Genomic DNA, 13,885 nt, shown 5'->3' with positions numbered 1-13,885 from the left:
CGCTCGGGCTACAGGGGCTGCAGGTCGTAGAGGTTCTGGAGCTTCGCCACCAGCGCGTCGACGAGGGGCGCGTCGGCGGTGTGGAACACGCGGCCGCCGGGGCCGGTGAGGAGCGCGTAGGCGGAGTGCTCGGAGAGGAAGAGCACGAAGCCGTGGTCGGCGAAGCGCTTGTCGCCGTCGAGGTAGACCTCGGTGACGAGCGGGTGCACGACCGACGCGGCGTCGCGCCCGCGCGGGCCGAGCAGGTAGACCCGCGCGGACGGATCGCCCGCGCGCGCGAGGGCGTCGCCGGCCGGCAACGCCTGCACCAGCGGCGCGATCCCCGCGTCCACCGGCCCGCCCACGTAGAGCATCCCGCGCGCGCGCGGGTCGCGCGCCAGCTCGCGGGCCGCCTCGCGCTGCACGGCCGCGAGGAGCTCGCCGTCGGCGCGCGGGCGGGCCGAGGGGGTGCTCTCGGGGAGGTGGGAGGAGCCGGAGAGCAACAGATCCGCGAGCTCCCAGAAGGCGGCGGGGTCGAGGTCGTCGAGGTGGAGCCGGCGCAGGAGCGAGCCGCGCTGCTCCAGGATGCGGGCGCGCGCCCAGTGGAGCAGCTCGTCGAAGTCCTCCCCGTCCTTCGGGAAGGTGGCGGCGCCCATCGAGAGGAGCACCGGGCAGCGCTCCTCGACGCGCTGGATGGCGTCCTCGCGCCGCACCTCGTCCACCGCGCGGCGGAGGAACATGAGGGCGCCGAAGTGATCGGTCTCGGGGAGCAGCACGTAGTACTCGCTCTCCGACACCTTGGCGAGGATGTCCGCGTCGCGGCCGACGCGCGCCACCGCGGCGACGAGGTCGCGCACCGCGCGCCGGTAGGGCTCGCGGCCCGCCTCCTTGCGCATCTGCTCGGCGTTGTCGAGCGACAGCACCACGAGCGAGAACGAGCGCGCGTAGCGGCGGGCCTTGTAGAACTCCTTGCCCGCGTAGTCCACGAAGTAGGCGAGGTTGTAGGCGCCGGTCTCGCGGTCGCGCAGCCCGACCCGCTCCACCGCCTGGAAGCGCCGGGCGTTCTTCACCGCGATGGCGGCGAAGTCGGCGATGGTGACGGCGGCCTGGTGCTCCTCGGGGCCGAACGGACCGGCGGCGCGGTCGGAGAGCAGCGCGACCCCGACCGGCTCGTCGTCGGCGACGAGCGGCACGAGGAACCCCTCCCCCGCCCCCGCGAACGGCACCTGGAACGGCGCCCCCCCGCGGAGCGGCTCGGCCCACTCCTCGCCGGCGGGGTCGATGCGGGCGGGCAGCGCGGCGCGATCCACCACCCCGCGATAGGCGCGCAGCTGGAGCTGCCCGCGCTCGTCGGCGGTCCACAGGGCCGCCCCCTGCGCGTCGGTGACGCGCGCGAGCACGGAGAGCGCCACGTCCTGGAGCCGCTCGCCGTCGAGGGTGGAGAGGATCTGCAGCCCCTGCCGGTAGAGCGCCTGCGCGCGCGTGAGGTCGAGGTTCTCGCTGACGAGCTTGGAGTGCTCGCGGCGCAGCTGGACCCTTCCGAGCGCGCGCTCCGCGATCTCGACCAGCTCCTCCGGCTCGAGCGGCTTCGTGAGGAAGTCGGCGCAGCCGGCCTTCATGGCCTCCACCGCCAGGCGCACCTCCTCGCGCCCGGTCACGGCGACCACCTCGAGATCCGGATCGCGCCGCTTCGCCTCGCGCACGAGGCCGACGCCGTCCAGGCCGGGCATGACCATGTCGGTGACGAGCAGCTCGAAGCGCTCGTCGGCGAGCAGCGCGAGCGCCTCCTCGGCGGAGGACGCCGTGCGCGTGGCGTGCCCGGCGCCCGCGAGCGCGTCGCGGAACAGCTCCTGGTAGAGCCGCTCGTCGTCGACGACCAGGATCCGGCCGGTCGCCATGCCCTAGAGGTCCGTCTCGCCGGCGAAGACCCGCGCTGCGGGGCCGCGCATCGTGACGCGGACGAGATCCGCGCCCACGGTGATCTCCAGCGCGCCGCCGGGGAGCCGCACCTCGACGGGCGTCTCCGCCTTCACCGCGCCCGCGCGGACCGAGGCGACCGCGGCGGCGCACGCGCCCGTCCCGCAGGCGTCGGTGAGCCCCGCGCCGCGCTCCCAGACCACGAGGTCGATGCCATGGGGACCCGGGCGCGCGAAGCCGACGTTGACGCCGCCCGGCACGGCGCGCTCGAGCAGCGGGCCGATCGCGCTCGCGCGCTCGCGGGTGGGCGTGTCGAACAGCACCGCGTGCGGGTTGCCCATCGACACGCGCACCGCGCGCACCGTCTCGCCGCCCGCCCGGAGCTCCTCGTCGCCCTGCACCGCCGCCGGCCCCATCTCCACGGACACGGCCGAGGGGACGCCGGCCGGGGTGCGGTGCACGACGCAGCGCTTCGGGCCGGAGTCCGTGTCGATGACGAGCGCGCCCGAGAGGCCGCGCGTCTCGGCGAGGTGGCGGGCGACGCAGCGGACGCCGTTGCCGCACATCGCGGCGACCGAGCCGTCGGAGTTGAAGATGTGCATGGTCGCCGCGGCGCCCGAGGTCCTGGGGGGGAGCACGGTGAGCACGCCGTCGGCGCCGATCCCGCGCCGCCGGTCGCACAGTCGCCGGGCACGGTCCGGATCCATCAGGGGCCCGTCCACGACGATGAAGTCGTTCCCGAGCCCGTGGTACTTCACGAAGGAGAGCGGCACGCCGTGCATCATAACGCGCCGCCCTCCCGCTCACGAACCCTTGCCCGTGCCGCCGCGCGCCTACTTGCCCGATCTGCTCCTCGCCGGCGGCGAGCTGCGCGCAGGCGCTGCGCTCTCGGTCGAGGGCGGCGCGGTCGTGGCCGTGGGCGAGCCGCTCCCCGGCGCCGAGCTCGTGCCGCTGCCGCGGCAGGCGATCCTCCCCGGCCTCGTGTCCGCGCACGGGCACTCCTTCCAGCGCGCGATCCGCGGGCGCACCGAGCGGCGCGGCGGCGGCCGCGAGGACTTCTGGAGCTGGCGCGCCGCCATGTACGAGGCGGCGAACCTGCTCGGGCCGGACGACCTCGAGGCGGTCGCGCGGATGGCGTTCCACGAGCTCGCCCGCGCGGGCGTCACCTGTGTCGGCGAGTTCCACTACCTGCACCGCGATCCCGCCGGGCGCCCCTACGCCGAGCCCGCCGAGCTGGCCCTGCGGGTGGTGCGGGCGGCGCGCGACGTGGGGCTGCGGATCGTGCTGCTGCGCGCGGCGTACGCGCGCGCGGGCCATGGGCTCGCGCCCGACCCGCTGCAGCGCCGCTTCGTGGAGCCCTCTCAGGACGCCTACCTCGCCGGCCTCGACGAGCTGGCCTCGGCGCTCGCCGGCGACCCCCTCGTCTCCGTCGGGATCGCGCCGCACAGCGTCCGCGCCTGCCCCGAGCCGTGGCTCGCCGCGCTCGCCGCGGAGGCGCGCCGCCGGCGGCTCCCGCTTCACGTCCACGCCGCCGAGCAGCCCGCGGAGGTGGCCGCCTGCCGCGCCGAGCACGGCGTCTCGCCCGTCGCGCTGCTCGCCCGCGCCGGCGCGCTCCACCGCGGGACGACGCTCGTCCACGCCATCCACCTCGACGACGCCGACGTCCGCGCCATCGGCGCGGCGGGCTCGACGGTGTGCGCCTGCCCGCTCACCGAGCGGAACCTCGGCGACGGGGTGGTCCCCGCCGACCGGCTGGTCGCGGCCGGCGCGCGGCTCGCGCTCGGGGCGGACTCGCTCGTGGAGATCGATCTGCTCGGGGAGGCACGCGCGCTCGAGCTGCACCTTCGGCTCGTGCGCGGGGAGCGGAACGTGCTCGACGATCCCCCCGGCACGCTCGCGGCGCGCCTCTTCGGCGCCGCCACGACGGGCGGCATGGCCTCGCTCGGCCTCGCCGGCGGGACGCTCGCCCCGGGTGAGCCGGCCGACTTCGTCGCGCTCGACCTCGACGACCCGTCGATCGCGGGCGCAGACCTGTCCACTCGTGCCGAGCCCGTCCAAGCACGAGCTCGCGGGACGGAGGCGTTCCTTTCCACGGTGGTGTTCGCGGCCGCGCGCACCGCGATCCGCTCCGTCCACGTCGCCGGCGAGCCGGTGGTGACCGGCGGCGCCACGGCGCCCGGGCGGGTGCCTGCCGAGCGCATCCTCGCGGATTTCCGTGGGGTGATGGCCCGGCTGTGGGGCGGGGCGTGACCCCATGCGCCGCGAGAAGGACGGCGCGACGCTCGCGCCTCGTCTAGGCTCCCCTCCCATGGAACTCGTCCCGCTCCTCCGGTCCCTCATCGCGATCGACTCCACCTCCACGCGCTCCAACCTGCCGGTGCTCGACCTGCTCGAGCGCGACGCGCGGGCGCTGGGGTTCGAGACCCGCCGCCAGAGCTGGCTCGACGCGAGCGGCGTCGAGAAGGGCAACCTCGTGTGCCGGCGCGGCCCCGAGGCGGGCGGCGGGCTCGCGCTCGTCGGCCACTCGGACTGCGTGCCGTTCGATCCGGCCTGGGAGGAGGCGCTCACGGGCGCGGAGCGCGACGGGCGCATCTACGGGCGCGGCGCGGCCGACACGAAGGGCTTCCTCGCCGCCGCGCTCGTCGCCGCCTCCCGCTCGCGGCCCGCGCGGCTGCCGCTCACGCTCCTCTTCACCGCGGACGAGGAGATCGGCTGCCTCGGCGCGAAGCGGCTCCTCGCCGAGGGTCGCGTCCACCCGCGCCACGCCATCGTGGGCGAGCCGACGTCGCTCACGCCGGTGCGCGCGCACAAGGGCTACTGCGCGGTGGAGGTGGTGCTCACCGGGCTCGAGGGGCACAGCGCCTACCCGGAGGTCGGCGCCTCCGCGATCCACGCGGCAGGGAGGCTCTTCCCGGAGCTCGAGAAGATCGGCGAGGCGCTCCGCGGCGAGTCCGACGGCGCCTTCTCGCCGCCGCACACCACCTGGAACGTGGGCGTCATCCAGGGCGGCAAGGCCCGGAACATCATCGCGGGCGAGTGCCGCTTCACCTACGAGTGGCGGCCCATCCCCGGCCAGGATCCGCGCAAGGCCCTCCGGCTCCTCGAGGACGCGTGCGCGCGGCTCGCCGCGTCGAGCGGCGGGCGGGTGCAGGTGGAGGTCACGCCGCTCCGCACCGACGCCGCGGCGGTCACCCCCGCGGAGGCGGAGATCGTCCGCTTCCTCCAGGCCGAGAGCGGGAACGCCGCGACCACGGTGCCGTTCGGCACCGAGCTCCCCGAGGTCATCGGCCTCGGCGCGGAGGCCTGCGTGTTCGGCCCCGGCGACATCCGCGTGGCGCACCGCACGGGCGAGTACGTGGAGGTCGCGCAGCTCGAGCAGGCGGCGGCCATCCTGACGCGGGCGATCGAGCGGTTCTGCGGGTAGCGGGCCGCGTCTCTTCGTACCGCAAGGCGCACGAGCCCGTCGCCGAGACGGGCGCAAGACGAGCGAAGCGCCGAGGCGTACTCTTCTGTACGCCGCAGGCGCGCAGCGAGGAGTCCGCCCGTCGCAGGCGCAAGGCGCACGAGCCCGTCGCCGAGACGGGCGCAAGACGAGCGAAGCGCCGAGGCGTACTCTTCTGTACGCCGCAGGCGCGCAGCGAGGAGTCCGCCCGTCGCAGGCGCAAGGCGCACGAGCCCGTCGCCGAGACGGGCGCAAGACGAGCGAAGCGCCGAGGCGTACTCTTCTGTACGCCGCAGGCGCGCAGCGAGGAGTCCGCCCGTCGCAGGCGCAAGGCGCACGAGCCCGTCGCCGAGACGGGCGCAAGACGAGCGAAGCGCCGAGGCGTACTCTTCTGTACGCCGCAGGCGCGCAGCGAGGAGTCCGCCCGTCGCAGGCAGGGATCGTGCGCCGAGCTACGGGACCACGACCGCCGCCGCGTCCAGCTCCAGCTTCGCCTTGTCGATGGCCCGCCCGACCACCTCCCGGTGCTGCCGGAGGACGAGGAGCGCGGCCTCGATGCGGGCGCGCGGCGCGCCGCCCTGGAAGGCGGACTCGATGAGCCGCTCCTCCTCGTAGTCGGCGTGGAACGCGAGCAGCTCGTGGGCCTCCTCGCGGCGGCGCGCGAGGATCTCGAGGGCCTCCTTCTCGGCGGCCTCACGGGCGGCCTGCAGGAGCGCGGCGGGGGCGGGACCGACCTTCGCGTCCTGCACCCCCTCGATCTCGTCCTCGACGCGCTGCGCGCCGCCCGCGACGTGGCGGTGGCCCGGCTCGAGCTCCACCAGCACCGAGACCGGAGAGAGATCCAGGTACCGCGAGGCCTGGCGGGAGGCCACGCGCGCGCCGGGCGCGAGGTCGGCGCTCGAGGCGAGCCGCGGCTCGAAGCGCACGTACAGGCCGCCGCGGCGCGGCGCCCACTCCCGCTTCAGCGCGGCGGAGCGGCCGGCGTCGCCGTCGCGCACCAGGCCGACGAGCGCCTCCACCAGCTTGTGCCCGGTCGCGAACCACTGCAGCTCGTCGCGCGCCACCGCCGTCTCTCGCCAGTACGAGCCGAGGTACGTGACGGGCTCCTCCGGCATCTCCATCCCGGGGAGCGCCTCGATGCGCATGCCCGAGCCGAGCGTGAAGGCGACCTCGAACGGGTGGACGTTCTGGTCGGTGTCCACCTCCATGCCGATCCGCTGGCCGACGTCGGTGGTGACCTCCTCGAGCTCCTCCTCGAGCCAGCGCGAGAGCGTGACCAGCGACTGCTCCACCGCCTCCCCCGAGACGCGCGGTCCCTCGATGCCCTCCGGGACCTCCTCGCCCATGCGCCCGAAGGCGCCCTTGACGAGGCGCGCGAGGTCGGGGAGCGCGGCGGAGCGGATGTCGAGGAGCGGGTCGCCCTCGTGCTGCGCCCGGCGGGCGGTGGCGACGCGCTCGGCGAGGTCCTTGCGGAAGGCCTCGCGCGTGCGGTCGGTCCGCTTGCGGCGCAGCGCCTCCAGCTCCTCCGGGAGCGAGGCGAGCACTGCGTCGAGGCCGCCCACCGGCTCCTCGAAGATGCCGATCTCCTTCTCGTAGAGGTCGGCGAGGAACGCCTCCTCCCCCGGCTCGACCACGAGGTGGATCTCGACGGGCCGGTGCTGCCCGAGCCGGTCGAGCCGGCCGATGCGCTGCTCCAGCACGAGCGGCGACTCGGGCAGGTCGGCGCAGACGAGCTGGCAGGCGAACTGGAAGTTCCGGCCCTCGCCGCCGGACTCGCCGGAGAGGAGGACCATCGGCCCCTCCGGATCGCGGAAGCGCGCGACGAGGCGGTCGCGCCCCTCGAGCGAGGGCGCGTCGTCGTAGAGCAGCGCCTCGAGCCCCTCGCCGCCGATGCCCGCCTGCAGCTCCCTGAGCAGCTCGAGGTCGTGGCCGAACACGAGCACCTTCTCGCCGCCCTTCGCGAGCCGGGCGCACAGCTCGACGAGCGCGGCGCGCTTCTCCCCCTCCCCCACGTCCTTGCGGCGCAGCACGCGCGAGGTGAACGCGCCGACCTTCACGCGGCGGTTGCGGATGAGCCGGGCGGAGAGGCTGTAGCGGTCGGCGAGGTGGGCGAGGAGCGTGAGCCGGTCGGGGACCGGGTCCTCTCGCGTGAAGAGCTCGTCGCCGGGCGCGAGCGCGCGCAGCGCCCCGAGCGCCTCCGCCTCGGAGCCGCCGGCGAGGAGCGTGCGCGCCACCTCGGCGTAGGCCTCGTGCTGCTCGAGCCGGGCGAGGAACTCGTCGAGCGTGGTGGAGGGCACCGGCTCCACGAGCGAGAGCAGGCGGAAGTACTCGCGCGGGTCGAGGCGCACCGGCGTCGCGGTGAGGAGCAGCACGCCGTAGGCGGCGCGGCAGAGCGGGGCGACGGCGGCGTGGAGCGCGTCCTCGGCGAGGTGATGCGCCTCGTCCACCACGAGCAGGTCGAAGGGGATGTCGGCGGCGACGTCCGCGAGGTCGGGGTCGTCGCGGAGCGCCTCGAAGGAGACGATGGCGTGCGGCGACCGCGCGAGCGCGGCCTCGGCGCCTCCGAGCGCGGCGATGCGCTCGGGGGTGAGGAGCGAGAAGAGCGCGTTGAACTTGTGGAAGAGCTCCGCGAGCCACTGGAAGGCGAGGTGCTCGGGGACGACGACGAGCACGCGCTCGGCGATGCCGAGCTGGCGCATGCCGGCGAAGACGAGGCCCGCCTCCACCGTCTTGCCGAGGCCGACCTCGTCGGCGAGGACGAAGCGCGGCAGCCGATCGGAGAGGATGCGGCCCGCGGCGCCCACCTGGTGCGGGAGGACGTGGACGCGCGAGGAGAGGAGCGCACCGAGCGAGTCCGCGCGCCGCAGCGCCTCCAGCCGGGAGACGCGCGTGCGCAGCGCGAAGGCGGTGGCGGCCCCCTGCTCGCCCGAGGCGAGGGCGTCGAGCGGCCCTCCGGCCGCCGCCTTCTCGATCGGGGTGTCGGCCGGGACCTCGACCAGGGCGGAGTCGCGGCCAGACACGACCGTGATCCCTTCGCGACCGGCGAACCGGACCGCCAGCCGCCGGCCCTCCTCGGCGACCTGCACGATCACGCCCACGCCCCAGCCGCGCTGGGCGCGGTGGATCACCTTGGTGCCCGTTTTCCAAGCCATCGAGCCGCCCCTTACCATCGGTACCCAGGCTGGTCCAGCCTCACTACCGCACGACGGAGCCCCGCGCCGGGCCGGCCGGGGGCTGTGCCACACCGTTGACACGGGGGACCGCTCAAGCTAGAAACCCGACCGCTTTCGCGCCTTGGGCGGATAGCTCAGGGGTAGAGCGTCGCCCTTACAAGGCGAGGGTCACAGGTTCGAAGCCTGTTCCGCCCATCCAAGTTTGCGACTTGGGGTGTTAGTTAAGTCGGTTATAACGCCGGCCTGTCACGCCGGAGGCCAGGGGTTCGAGTCCCCTACACCCCGCCAGTCATGAGGCCGGGATCCCTGACACAGGGGTCCCGGCCTCGGTGTTTCTGGGGTCTGCGGTGGTTCACCAGGGCGTGACCGAGCTGGGCCGCGCGCTCGAGCGACCGACGCGAAACACCGCCAGCCCCGCTCGCCCTGAGCCTGTCGAAGGGCGAGCCGCTGACGGCTCCCTCCTCTCCGTCCTCCCGCTAACGTTCGTCCCGAGCGTAGACGCCGCGAAGCGGCGTCGGAGTCGAGGGACGGCGGCGATCTTGATTCGGCGGACGTGGCCAGGCGCTCTCGGCCGCCGCAGGGACGCAACCGGCGAAACCTTGACCATGACGAGCGGTGGTCAAGGTTTCCGGTGGAACCTTGACTAGCGCGACAGGCGCCGCGCCTGCACCGCGCGCCAACACCGTCGCATCCTCACGATCGAGGCCGTCGTCCTGTCGCAGCGCCGCCTCGCGCGCGTGGTTGAACGCGCCGACCAGGAACTGGCGGACGTGGTTGATGGTCTCGCCGAAACCTCGCCCTCCATTGCCTGGAGGAGCTGCTCGACGTCGCCCGGCTGGACGTGCTGGAGCGGCTTCTCCGCGAGCGGCGCCCCGAGGATCAGGCGGCGAACGGTCCCGAGGTTCTTCTCGTGCGACGGCGAGTGGTGGCTGTACGTGTCGAGCCACCACTGCAGGAGGTCGCCGACCGTCCATCCCTCCGGGTTGAGCGAGATCGGCTCGGGCCCGAGCCGCTGGCGCTCGACGCGCCGCTCTATCTCGTGGAGGAGCGCCTTCGCTTCCGTCTTGGTCGCCGCCTTCGTCGCCTCCGGCTTCAACGTGCCGGTCGCGTCCTTGTACTTCAGCCACCCAGTCCGGCCACGCTTGTAGACGCTGCCCATCGGATACTCCTTGCTGCCCCTCGCCACCTTTCGCCGCGGCTCGCCGCTCGCCTCGACCCAGGCGCGCAGCTCCGCCGGGATGAATCGCAGCCGCCAACCGCCGATGCGCTTCACCGGCAGCGTGCCGTCCTCGGCGCGGTGGTAGACCCAGCTCACGCTGCGCTTCAGGAATCGCACGCCCGCGTGGACGTCCCAGAGCTCGTTGTCGGGCGGCAGCGCGTCGACCCGCGGCGCCTCCGCCCGCGGTGACTCTGCCGAACTGCGAGCGGGCACCTTCCGGTTCGAGGCGCGACCTTCCACCCGTTCGCCCCGAGCGTAGCCGCCGCGCAGCGGCGGCGAAGTCGAGGGGCTAGCCTCGGGCGGCAGCTCCGCGGTGTCGGTCGTCCCCTCCCCCGCCCACCCGAACGCCACCTGCTCCACGCGCGTCTCGGCCATGTTCCGCTCCTACTTCGCCCGCTTCCCCCCGGCATGAGCCGCCTTCTCGAGCCCGGGTCCCTTCTCCAGCACCTCGTGGTACCGGCGCATGAGCACGCGGGTGATGTACTTGCGCCGGTCGAGCCCCATCGCCTCCGCGTCCGCCTCGAGCTGCTCGACGACGATGTCCGGGAGCGAGTACCAGGCGAACAGGTCGTGAGCGACCGTCACCATGAACTCGTTCATCGACCAGCCCCGCTTCTCGGCCTCGCGCCCGAGCCAGCCCGCGAGGTCGCGAGGTAACCGGAACGTGACGACGACCTTCTCGCTGGTGTTAGTGCCGGCGCGAGCGGGCAGCTCGAGCGGCTCCTTCCCTGGGCTCATGGCCTCGACGTAGGCAGCTGCGGAGGTCTGCAAGCGGACCCCCCATCCGGTCCTGCGGCGCCGGGGGCGGCCGCAGCGGAACCCTGACCAGCGCTCGCCGCTCGTCCAGCTTTCTCTGGAAACCTTGACTAGTAGCTTCCGTTAGTAAAGCTTCCTCTACGATGGCTCGGTACGAGACTCGCTCCTGGCCCGCCGACCCGTCCGCCCCCGGCGGCCGCGCCGAGCGCCGCGCGTTCCGGTACCAGGCTTTCGTTCCGGACCCGGTCGCCAAGCTCCAACTCGCGCTTCCGTCGAGCGTCGCCGCCGCGGTCTCCACCGCCGAACGCGCCGTCGACGCCCTGAACCGCGACCCGCCCCGGCTGGCCAGCCTCGAGGTCCTCGCCCGGCGCCTCCTCCGCGCCGAGTCGGTCGCTTCGTCCCGGATCGAGGGCCTGGTCCTCTCCCAGCGCCGCCTCGCCCGCGCCGAGGCCGAGGAGCCCGATGCGCGCGACGAGACCGCCCGGTCCGTGCTCGGCAACGTCGTCGCCATGGAGCACGCGGTCACCCTCGGCACGAACGCGAAGCCGCTCCGGCTCAGGGACGTCCTCGACATCCACCGCCACCTGATGCTGGCGACGACCACGCCCGAGATCGCTGGCAAGCTCCGAGACCGCCAGAACTGGATCGGCGGGAATGCCTTCAACCCCGGCCGCGCCGACTTCGTCCCGCCCGCGCCCGAGCGGGTGAAGGACCTCATGGACGACCTGGTCGCGTTCATCAACCGGATGGACCTTCCGCCCGTGGTCCAGGCCGCCATCGCCCACGCGCAGTTCGAGACCATCCACCCTTTCGCCGACGGCAACGGTCGTGTCGGCCGCGCCCTCATCCACGTCGTCCTGCGCCGGCGAGGGCTCGCGCCCCGGTATGTCCCTCCCGTCAGCCTCGTCCTCGCTGCCGACGCGAAGGCGTATGTCGGCGGGCTGACCGCGTTCCGCGACGATCGCGCTGCCGACTGGGTTCGCTTGTTCGCGGAGGCGATCGAACGAGCCGCGGCGAAGGCGAGCGAGCTCGCGCTACGCCTTGCCGCGCTTCAAGAGAAGTGGCGAGAACGCGCAGGTCGCCCGCGCCGCCACTCCAGCGCCGAGGCCCTCATCGTCGAACTGCCGGCGCACCCGATCGTCACGGTCGCGACAGCGCAGAAGTTCCTCGGCCGCTCGAAGCAGGCCGTGAACGAGGCCATCGCGGTGCTGGCCGAGAAGGGTGTCCTCCACGCCATCACCCTCGCGAAACGAAACCGCGCCTGGGAGGCCCGCGACCTCTTCGACCTCATCAACGACTTCGAACGCGAGCTCGCCACACCGACCGACGACGACGGGCCTTCTCGTCCCGCTCCCCCCAGGAAGACGACTTCGAGGACCTGACCCGCCTTGTTTTCTCCCGCCGTCCGTCAGTCCCCAGACCTGATTCCCGCTGACCGGAGGCCGCCGCTCTCGCGCCTGCGGCGCTTGAGGATCCAGCTGGCGCCGAGACGGGGGCGAGTTTCGTGTCGCGAGCGACTCGGCGACCGCGGCGGCCTCCGTTTCCTGATCGGCAAGATCGACGCGGGGATCGACCCCGGCGATCATCGCCTCCGCGCAAATGAGAAGGGGTGGAGCTTGCGGGCTTGCGGGCCCCACCCCCAAGACGGCCGAACCCGCGCAAACGAGAAGAGGCCAGGAGGCAGGAGATCATGCCGATCACCGAAGCACAAGCCCGGCGTGCCATGCGGCACGCCGACATCCCCTGGGACCGGGAGGTCGACGACCCCCGAGAGGACGCGTGGGTCGTTCACGACCACCTCGGTCTCTTGGGCGGCCTGGCCGCCGCGTTCTCCATCGGGTGCCGGAGCCTGCGCCGCGCGGAGGACTTCTTCGCGGACCTCGGCCTGCGCGCTCGGGCTCGGCCGCGGGAAGCCGTGCGACACCACGCTGTACCGCCTCCTCGCCGAGCAGTCCCCGGCCGGCCTCGAGGAGACGGTCTTTGCCCAGGTGAAGGACCTCATCGCCCGCAAGGTGGTGCGCAACGACCTCCTCGCGCTCGGCGTCGTGAGCTTCGACGGCAAGGGGACCTGGTCGCGCACCGATGGGGAGAAGGTGAAGGGCGCCCAGCAGTCGGCGTACGACGCCGAGGGCTCGTCGCTGCAGACCTTCGGAGCGCTCCGCGCCGCCCTCACCTCCTCCTCGGTCTGTCCCTGCGTCGGGCAGAGGCTCATCGGCTCCAAGGAGGGCGAGTCCACCGCGTTCCGGCGGTTGCTCCCGGCCATCAGCGAGCAGCTGGGCGGGCAGTTCCGCATCGTCACCGGCGACGCCGGCCTCTGCGCCCGCGAGAACGCGGAGCTCGTGACCTCGCTCGGCCGCTGGTACGTTTTCGGCTTGAAGGACAACCAGCCCTACCTGCACGACATCGCCCGCGACTACGGGCAGTACGACCTCGGCACCCCGCTCGCCCGGACCGCGGAGCGGTACAGAGGCCACACCATCGTGCGCGAACTGTACGCTCGCGACGTCGCCGGCAATCCCGCCGCCGCCATCGAGGCCGCCCAGCAGCTCTGGTACGTCTGCCAGACGACGACCGACCGGCGCGGCGAGATCGTGGCCGTCGAGCAGCGCTACTTCGTCACATCGATACCCACCGGCACGCTGACCCGCGACCAGGAGCTGGCGCTCGTCCGGATGCACTGGGCCATCGAGAACGGCTGCCACTGGACGATGGACGTCATGCTCGGTGAGGACGAGGGCCACCCTTGCCAGGCGAGCCGGGCCTCCATCGAGACCGTCAGCTGGCTCAGGCTCATCGGCTACAACGCGGTCAGCGCCTGGCGGACCCTGGCGCCTCGCAAGGACGGCAGGCCCGTCGCCTGGGCCCGCGCCATGGAGACGCTCCGCGACGCGCTCCTTGCCGCCGAGGTCACCGATCACCGCGAGCTCGCCTCAGCTGTCACCTGAACCACCGGCCCGCAGGCCGCCCCCTTCTTCATTGCGCGCAGAAAGCATGAACCGTCCCGCGGCCGACGCCGCTGGACGCCCTGCGTCCCGCCGCCTCGAGAGCGGCGCCACGACGCCGGCGAAGCTCAACTCACGCCAGCGCGGATCGGGTCTGCTCCCGGGCCGAGTTCGACGAGGCCACCCGCCGCAACCTGGACTTCATCTCGACCCTCCCCGGCTTCCGCGGTCACCTCGTCTTCCGGAAGACGGGCGGGCCGACCGCCTTCGACGTGGTGACGCTCGCGGTCTGGGAGAGCCAGGAGGCGATCGACCAGGCGGCTACCGCGGTGCGCGCCCACTACGAGCGGATCGGGTTCGACCGTGCCGCCTCGCTGGAGCGGTGGCAGGTCCGGTCCGAGCTCGGCGGCTACGAGATCCTGCGCGGGACCTGAGTCTAACGCGAGCTCGCCGCGCC

Annotated in this window: 10 protein-coding genes and 2 tRNA genes; 7 read left to right on the top strand and 5 right to left on the bottom strand. The window is 73.6% G+C overall.

The features are described 5' to 3' along the window. Positions 1 to 8: 8 nt before the first annotated feature. Both ANAE109_RS03150 and dapF read right to left on the bottom strand, forming a co-directional pair. Positions 9 to 1,877, bottom strand: coding sequence for a response regulator (locus ANAE109_RS03150; RefSeq protein WP_011984933.1), 1,869 nt, complete (start codon positions 1,875 to 1,877; stop codon positions 9 to 11). Between the two features lie 3 nt (positions 1,878 to 1,880). Continuing rightward, positions 1,881 to 2,681, bottom strand: a complete 801-nt coding sequence (gene dapF / locus ANAE109_RS03145; protein WP_011984932.1) for a diaminopimelate epimerase — start codon at positions 2,679 to 2,681, stop codon at positions 1,881 to 1,883. A 34-nt stretch (positions 2,682 to 2,715) separates the two neighbouring features. Here dapF and ANAE109_RS03140 point away from each other — a divergent pair, with 34 nt between their 5' ends. Both ANAE109_RS03140 and argE read left to right on the top strand, forming a co-directional pair. Further along, positions 2,716 to 4,146 carry a formimidoylglutamate deiminase gene (locus ANAE109_RS03140; protein WP_041448094.1) on the top strand — a complete coding sequence of 477 codons (1,431 nt, stop codon included), beginning with the start codon at positions 2,716 to 2,718 and terminating at the stop codon, positions 4,144 to 4,146. Positions 4,147 to 4,204: 58 nt separating this feature from the next. Beyond that, positions 4,205 to 5,320 carry an acetylornithine deacetylase gene (gene argE, locus ANAE109_RS03135; RefSeq protein WP_041448093.1) on the top strand — a complete coding sequence of 372 codons (1,116 nt, stop codon included), beginning with the start codon at positions 4,205 to 4,207 and terminating at the stop codon, positions 5,318 to 5,320. 470 nt (positions 5,321 to 5,790) lie between these two features. Here argE and ANAE109_RS03130 read toward each other — a convergent pair whose 3' ends face one another. After that, positions 5,791 to 8,490 carry an SNF2-related protein gene (locus ANAE109_RS03130; RefSeq protein WP_041448092.1) on the bottom strand — a complete coding sequence of 900 codons (2,700 nt, stop codon included), beginning with the start codon at positions 8,488 to 8,490 and terminating at the stop codon, positions 5,791 to 5,793. A gap of 144 nt (positions 8,491 to 8,634) precedes the next feature. On the opposite strand from ANAE109_RS03130, the gene ANAE109_RS03125 reads away from it, so the two are divergent. After that, positions 8,635 to 8,706 (top strand) — tRNA-Val (locus tag ANAE109_RS03125). Between the two features lie 16 nt (positions 8,707 to 8,722). Further along, a tRNA-Asp gene (locus ANAE109_RS03120) sits at positions 8,723 to 8,799 on the top strand. Positions 8,800 to 9,154: 355 nt separating this feature from the next. Here ANAE109_RS03120 and ANAE109_RS25465 read toward each other — a convergent pair. Together ANAE109_RS25465 and ANAE109_RS03110 are read right to left on the bottom strand one after the other, a co-directional pair. Continuing rightward, the gene (locus ANAE109_RS25465) at positions 9,155 to 10,105 is read right to left on the bottom strand and encodes an AlpA family transcriptional regulator (RefSeq protein WP_011984928.1); all 951 of its coding nucleotides are present in this window, start codon (positions 10,103 to 10,105) and stop codon (positions 9,155 to 9,157) included. 9 nt (positions 10,106 to 10,114) lie between these two features. Continuing rightward, entirely contained in the window at positions 10,115 to 10,468 is a 354-nt protein-coding gene (locus ANAE109_RS03110; protein WP_041448091.1) for a hypothetical protein, read from the bottom strand. A gap of 161 nt (positions 10,469 to 10,629) precedes the next feature. On the opposite strand from ANAE109_RS03110, the gene ANAE109_RS03105 reads away from it, so the two are divergent. The 3 genes from ANAE109_RS03105 to ANAE109_RS25965 all read left to right on the top strand — a co-directional run bounded on the left by ANAE109_RS03105 (position 10,630) and on the right by ANAE109_RS25965 (position 13,862). Continuing rightward, positions 10,630 to 11,868, top strand: coding sequence for a Fic family protein (locus ANAE109_RS03105; protein WP_011984926.1), 1,239 nt, complete (start codon positions 10,630 to 10,632; stop codon positions 11,866 to 11,868). 234 nt (positions 11,869 to 12,102) lie between these two features. Further along, the gene (locus tag ANAE109_RS03100) at positions 12,103 to 13,431 is read left to right on the top strand and encodes an ISAs1-like element ISAnsp13 family transposase (protein ID WP_011984925.1); all 1,329 of its coding nucleotides are present in this window, start codon (positions 12,103 to 12,105) and stop codon (positions 13,429 to 13,431) included. A gap of 71 nt (positions 13,432 to 13,502) precedes the next feature. Beyond that, positions 13,503 to 13,862, top strand: coding sequence for an antibiotic biosynthesis monooxygenase (locus ANAE109_RS25965; protein ID WP_369730629.1), 360 nt, complete (start codon positions 13,503 to 13,505; stop codon positions 13,860 to 13,862). Positions 13,863 to 13,885 lie beyond the last annotated feature (23 nt).

The organism is Anaeromyxobacter sp. Fw109-5, from assembly GCF_000017505.1.
Lineage (GTDB): Bacteria > Myxococcota > Myxococcia > Myxococcales > Anaeromyxobacteraceae > Anaeromyxobacter.
This window is presented reverse-complemented; position numbering and strand designations above follow the sequence as displayed.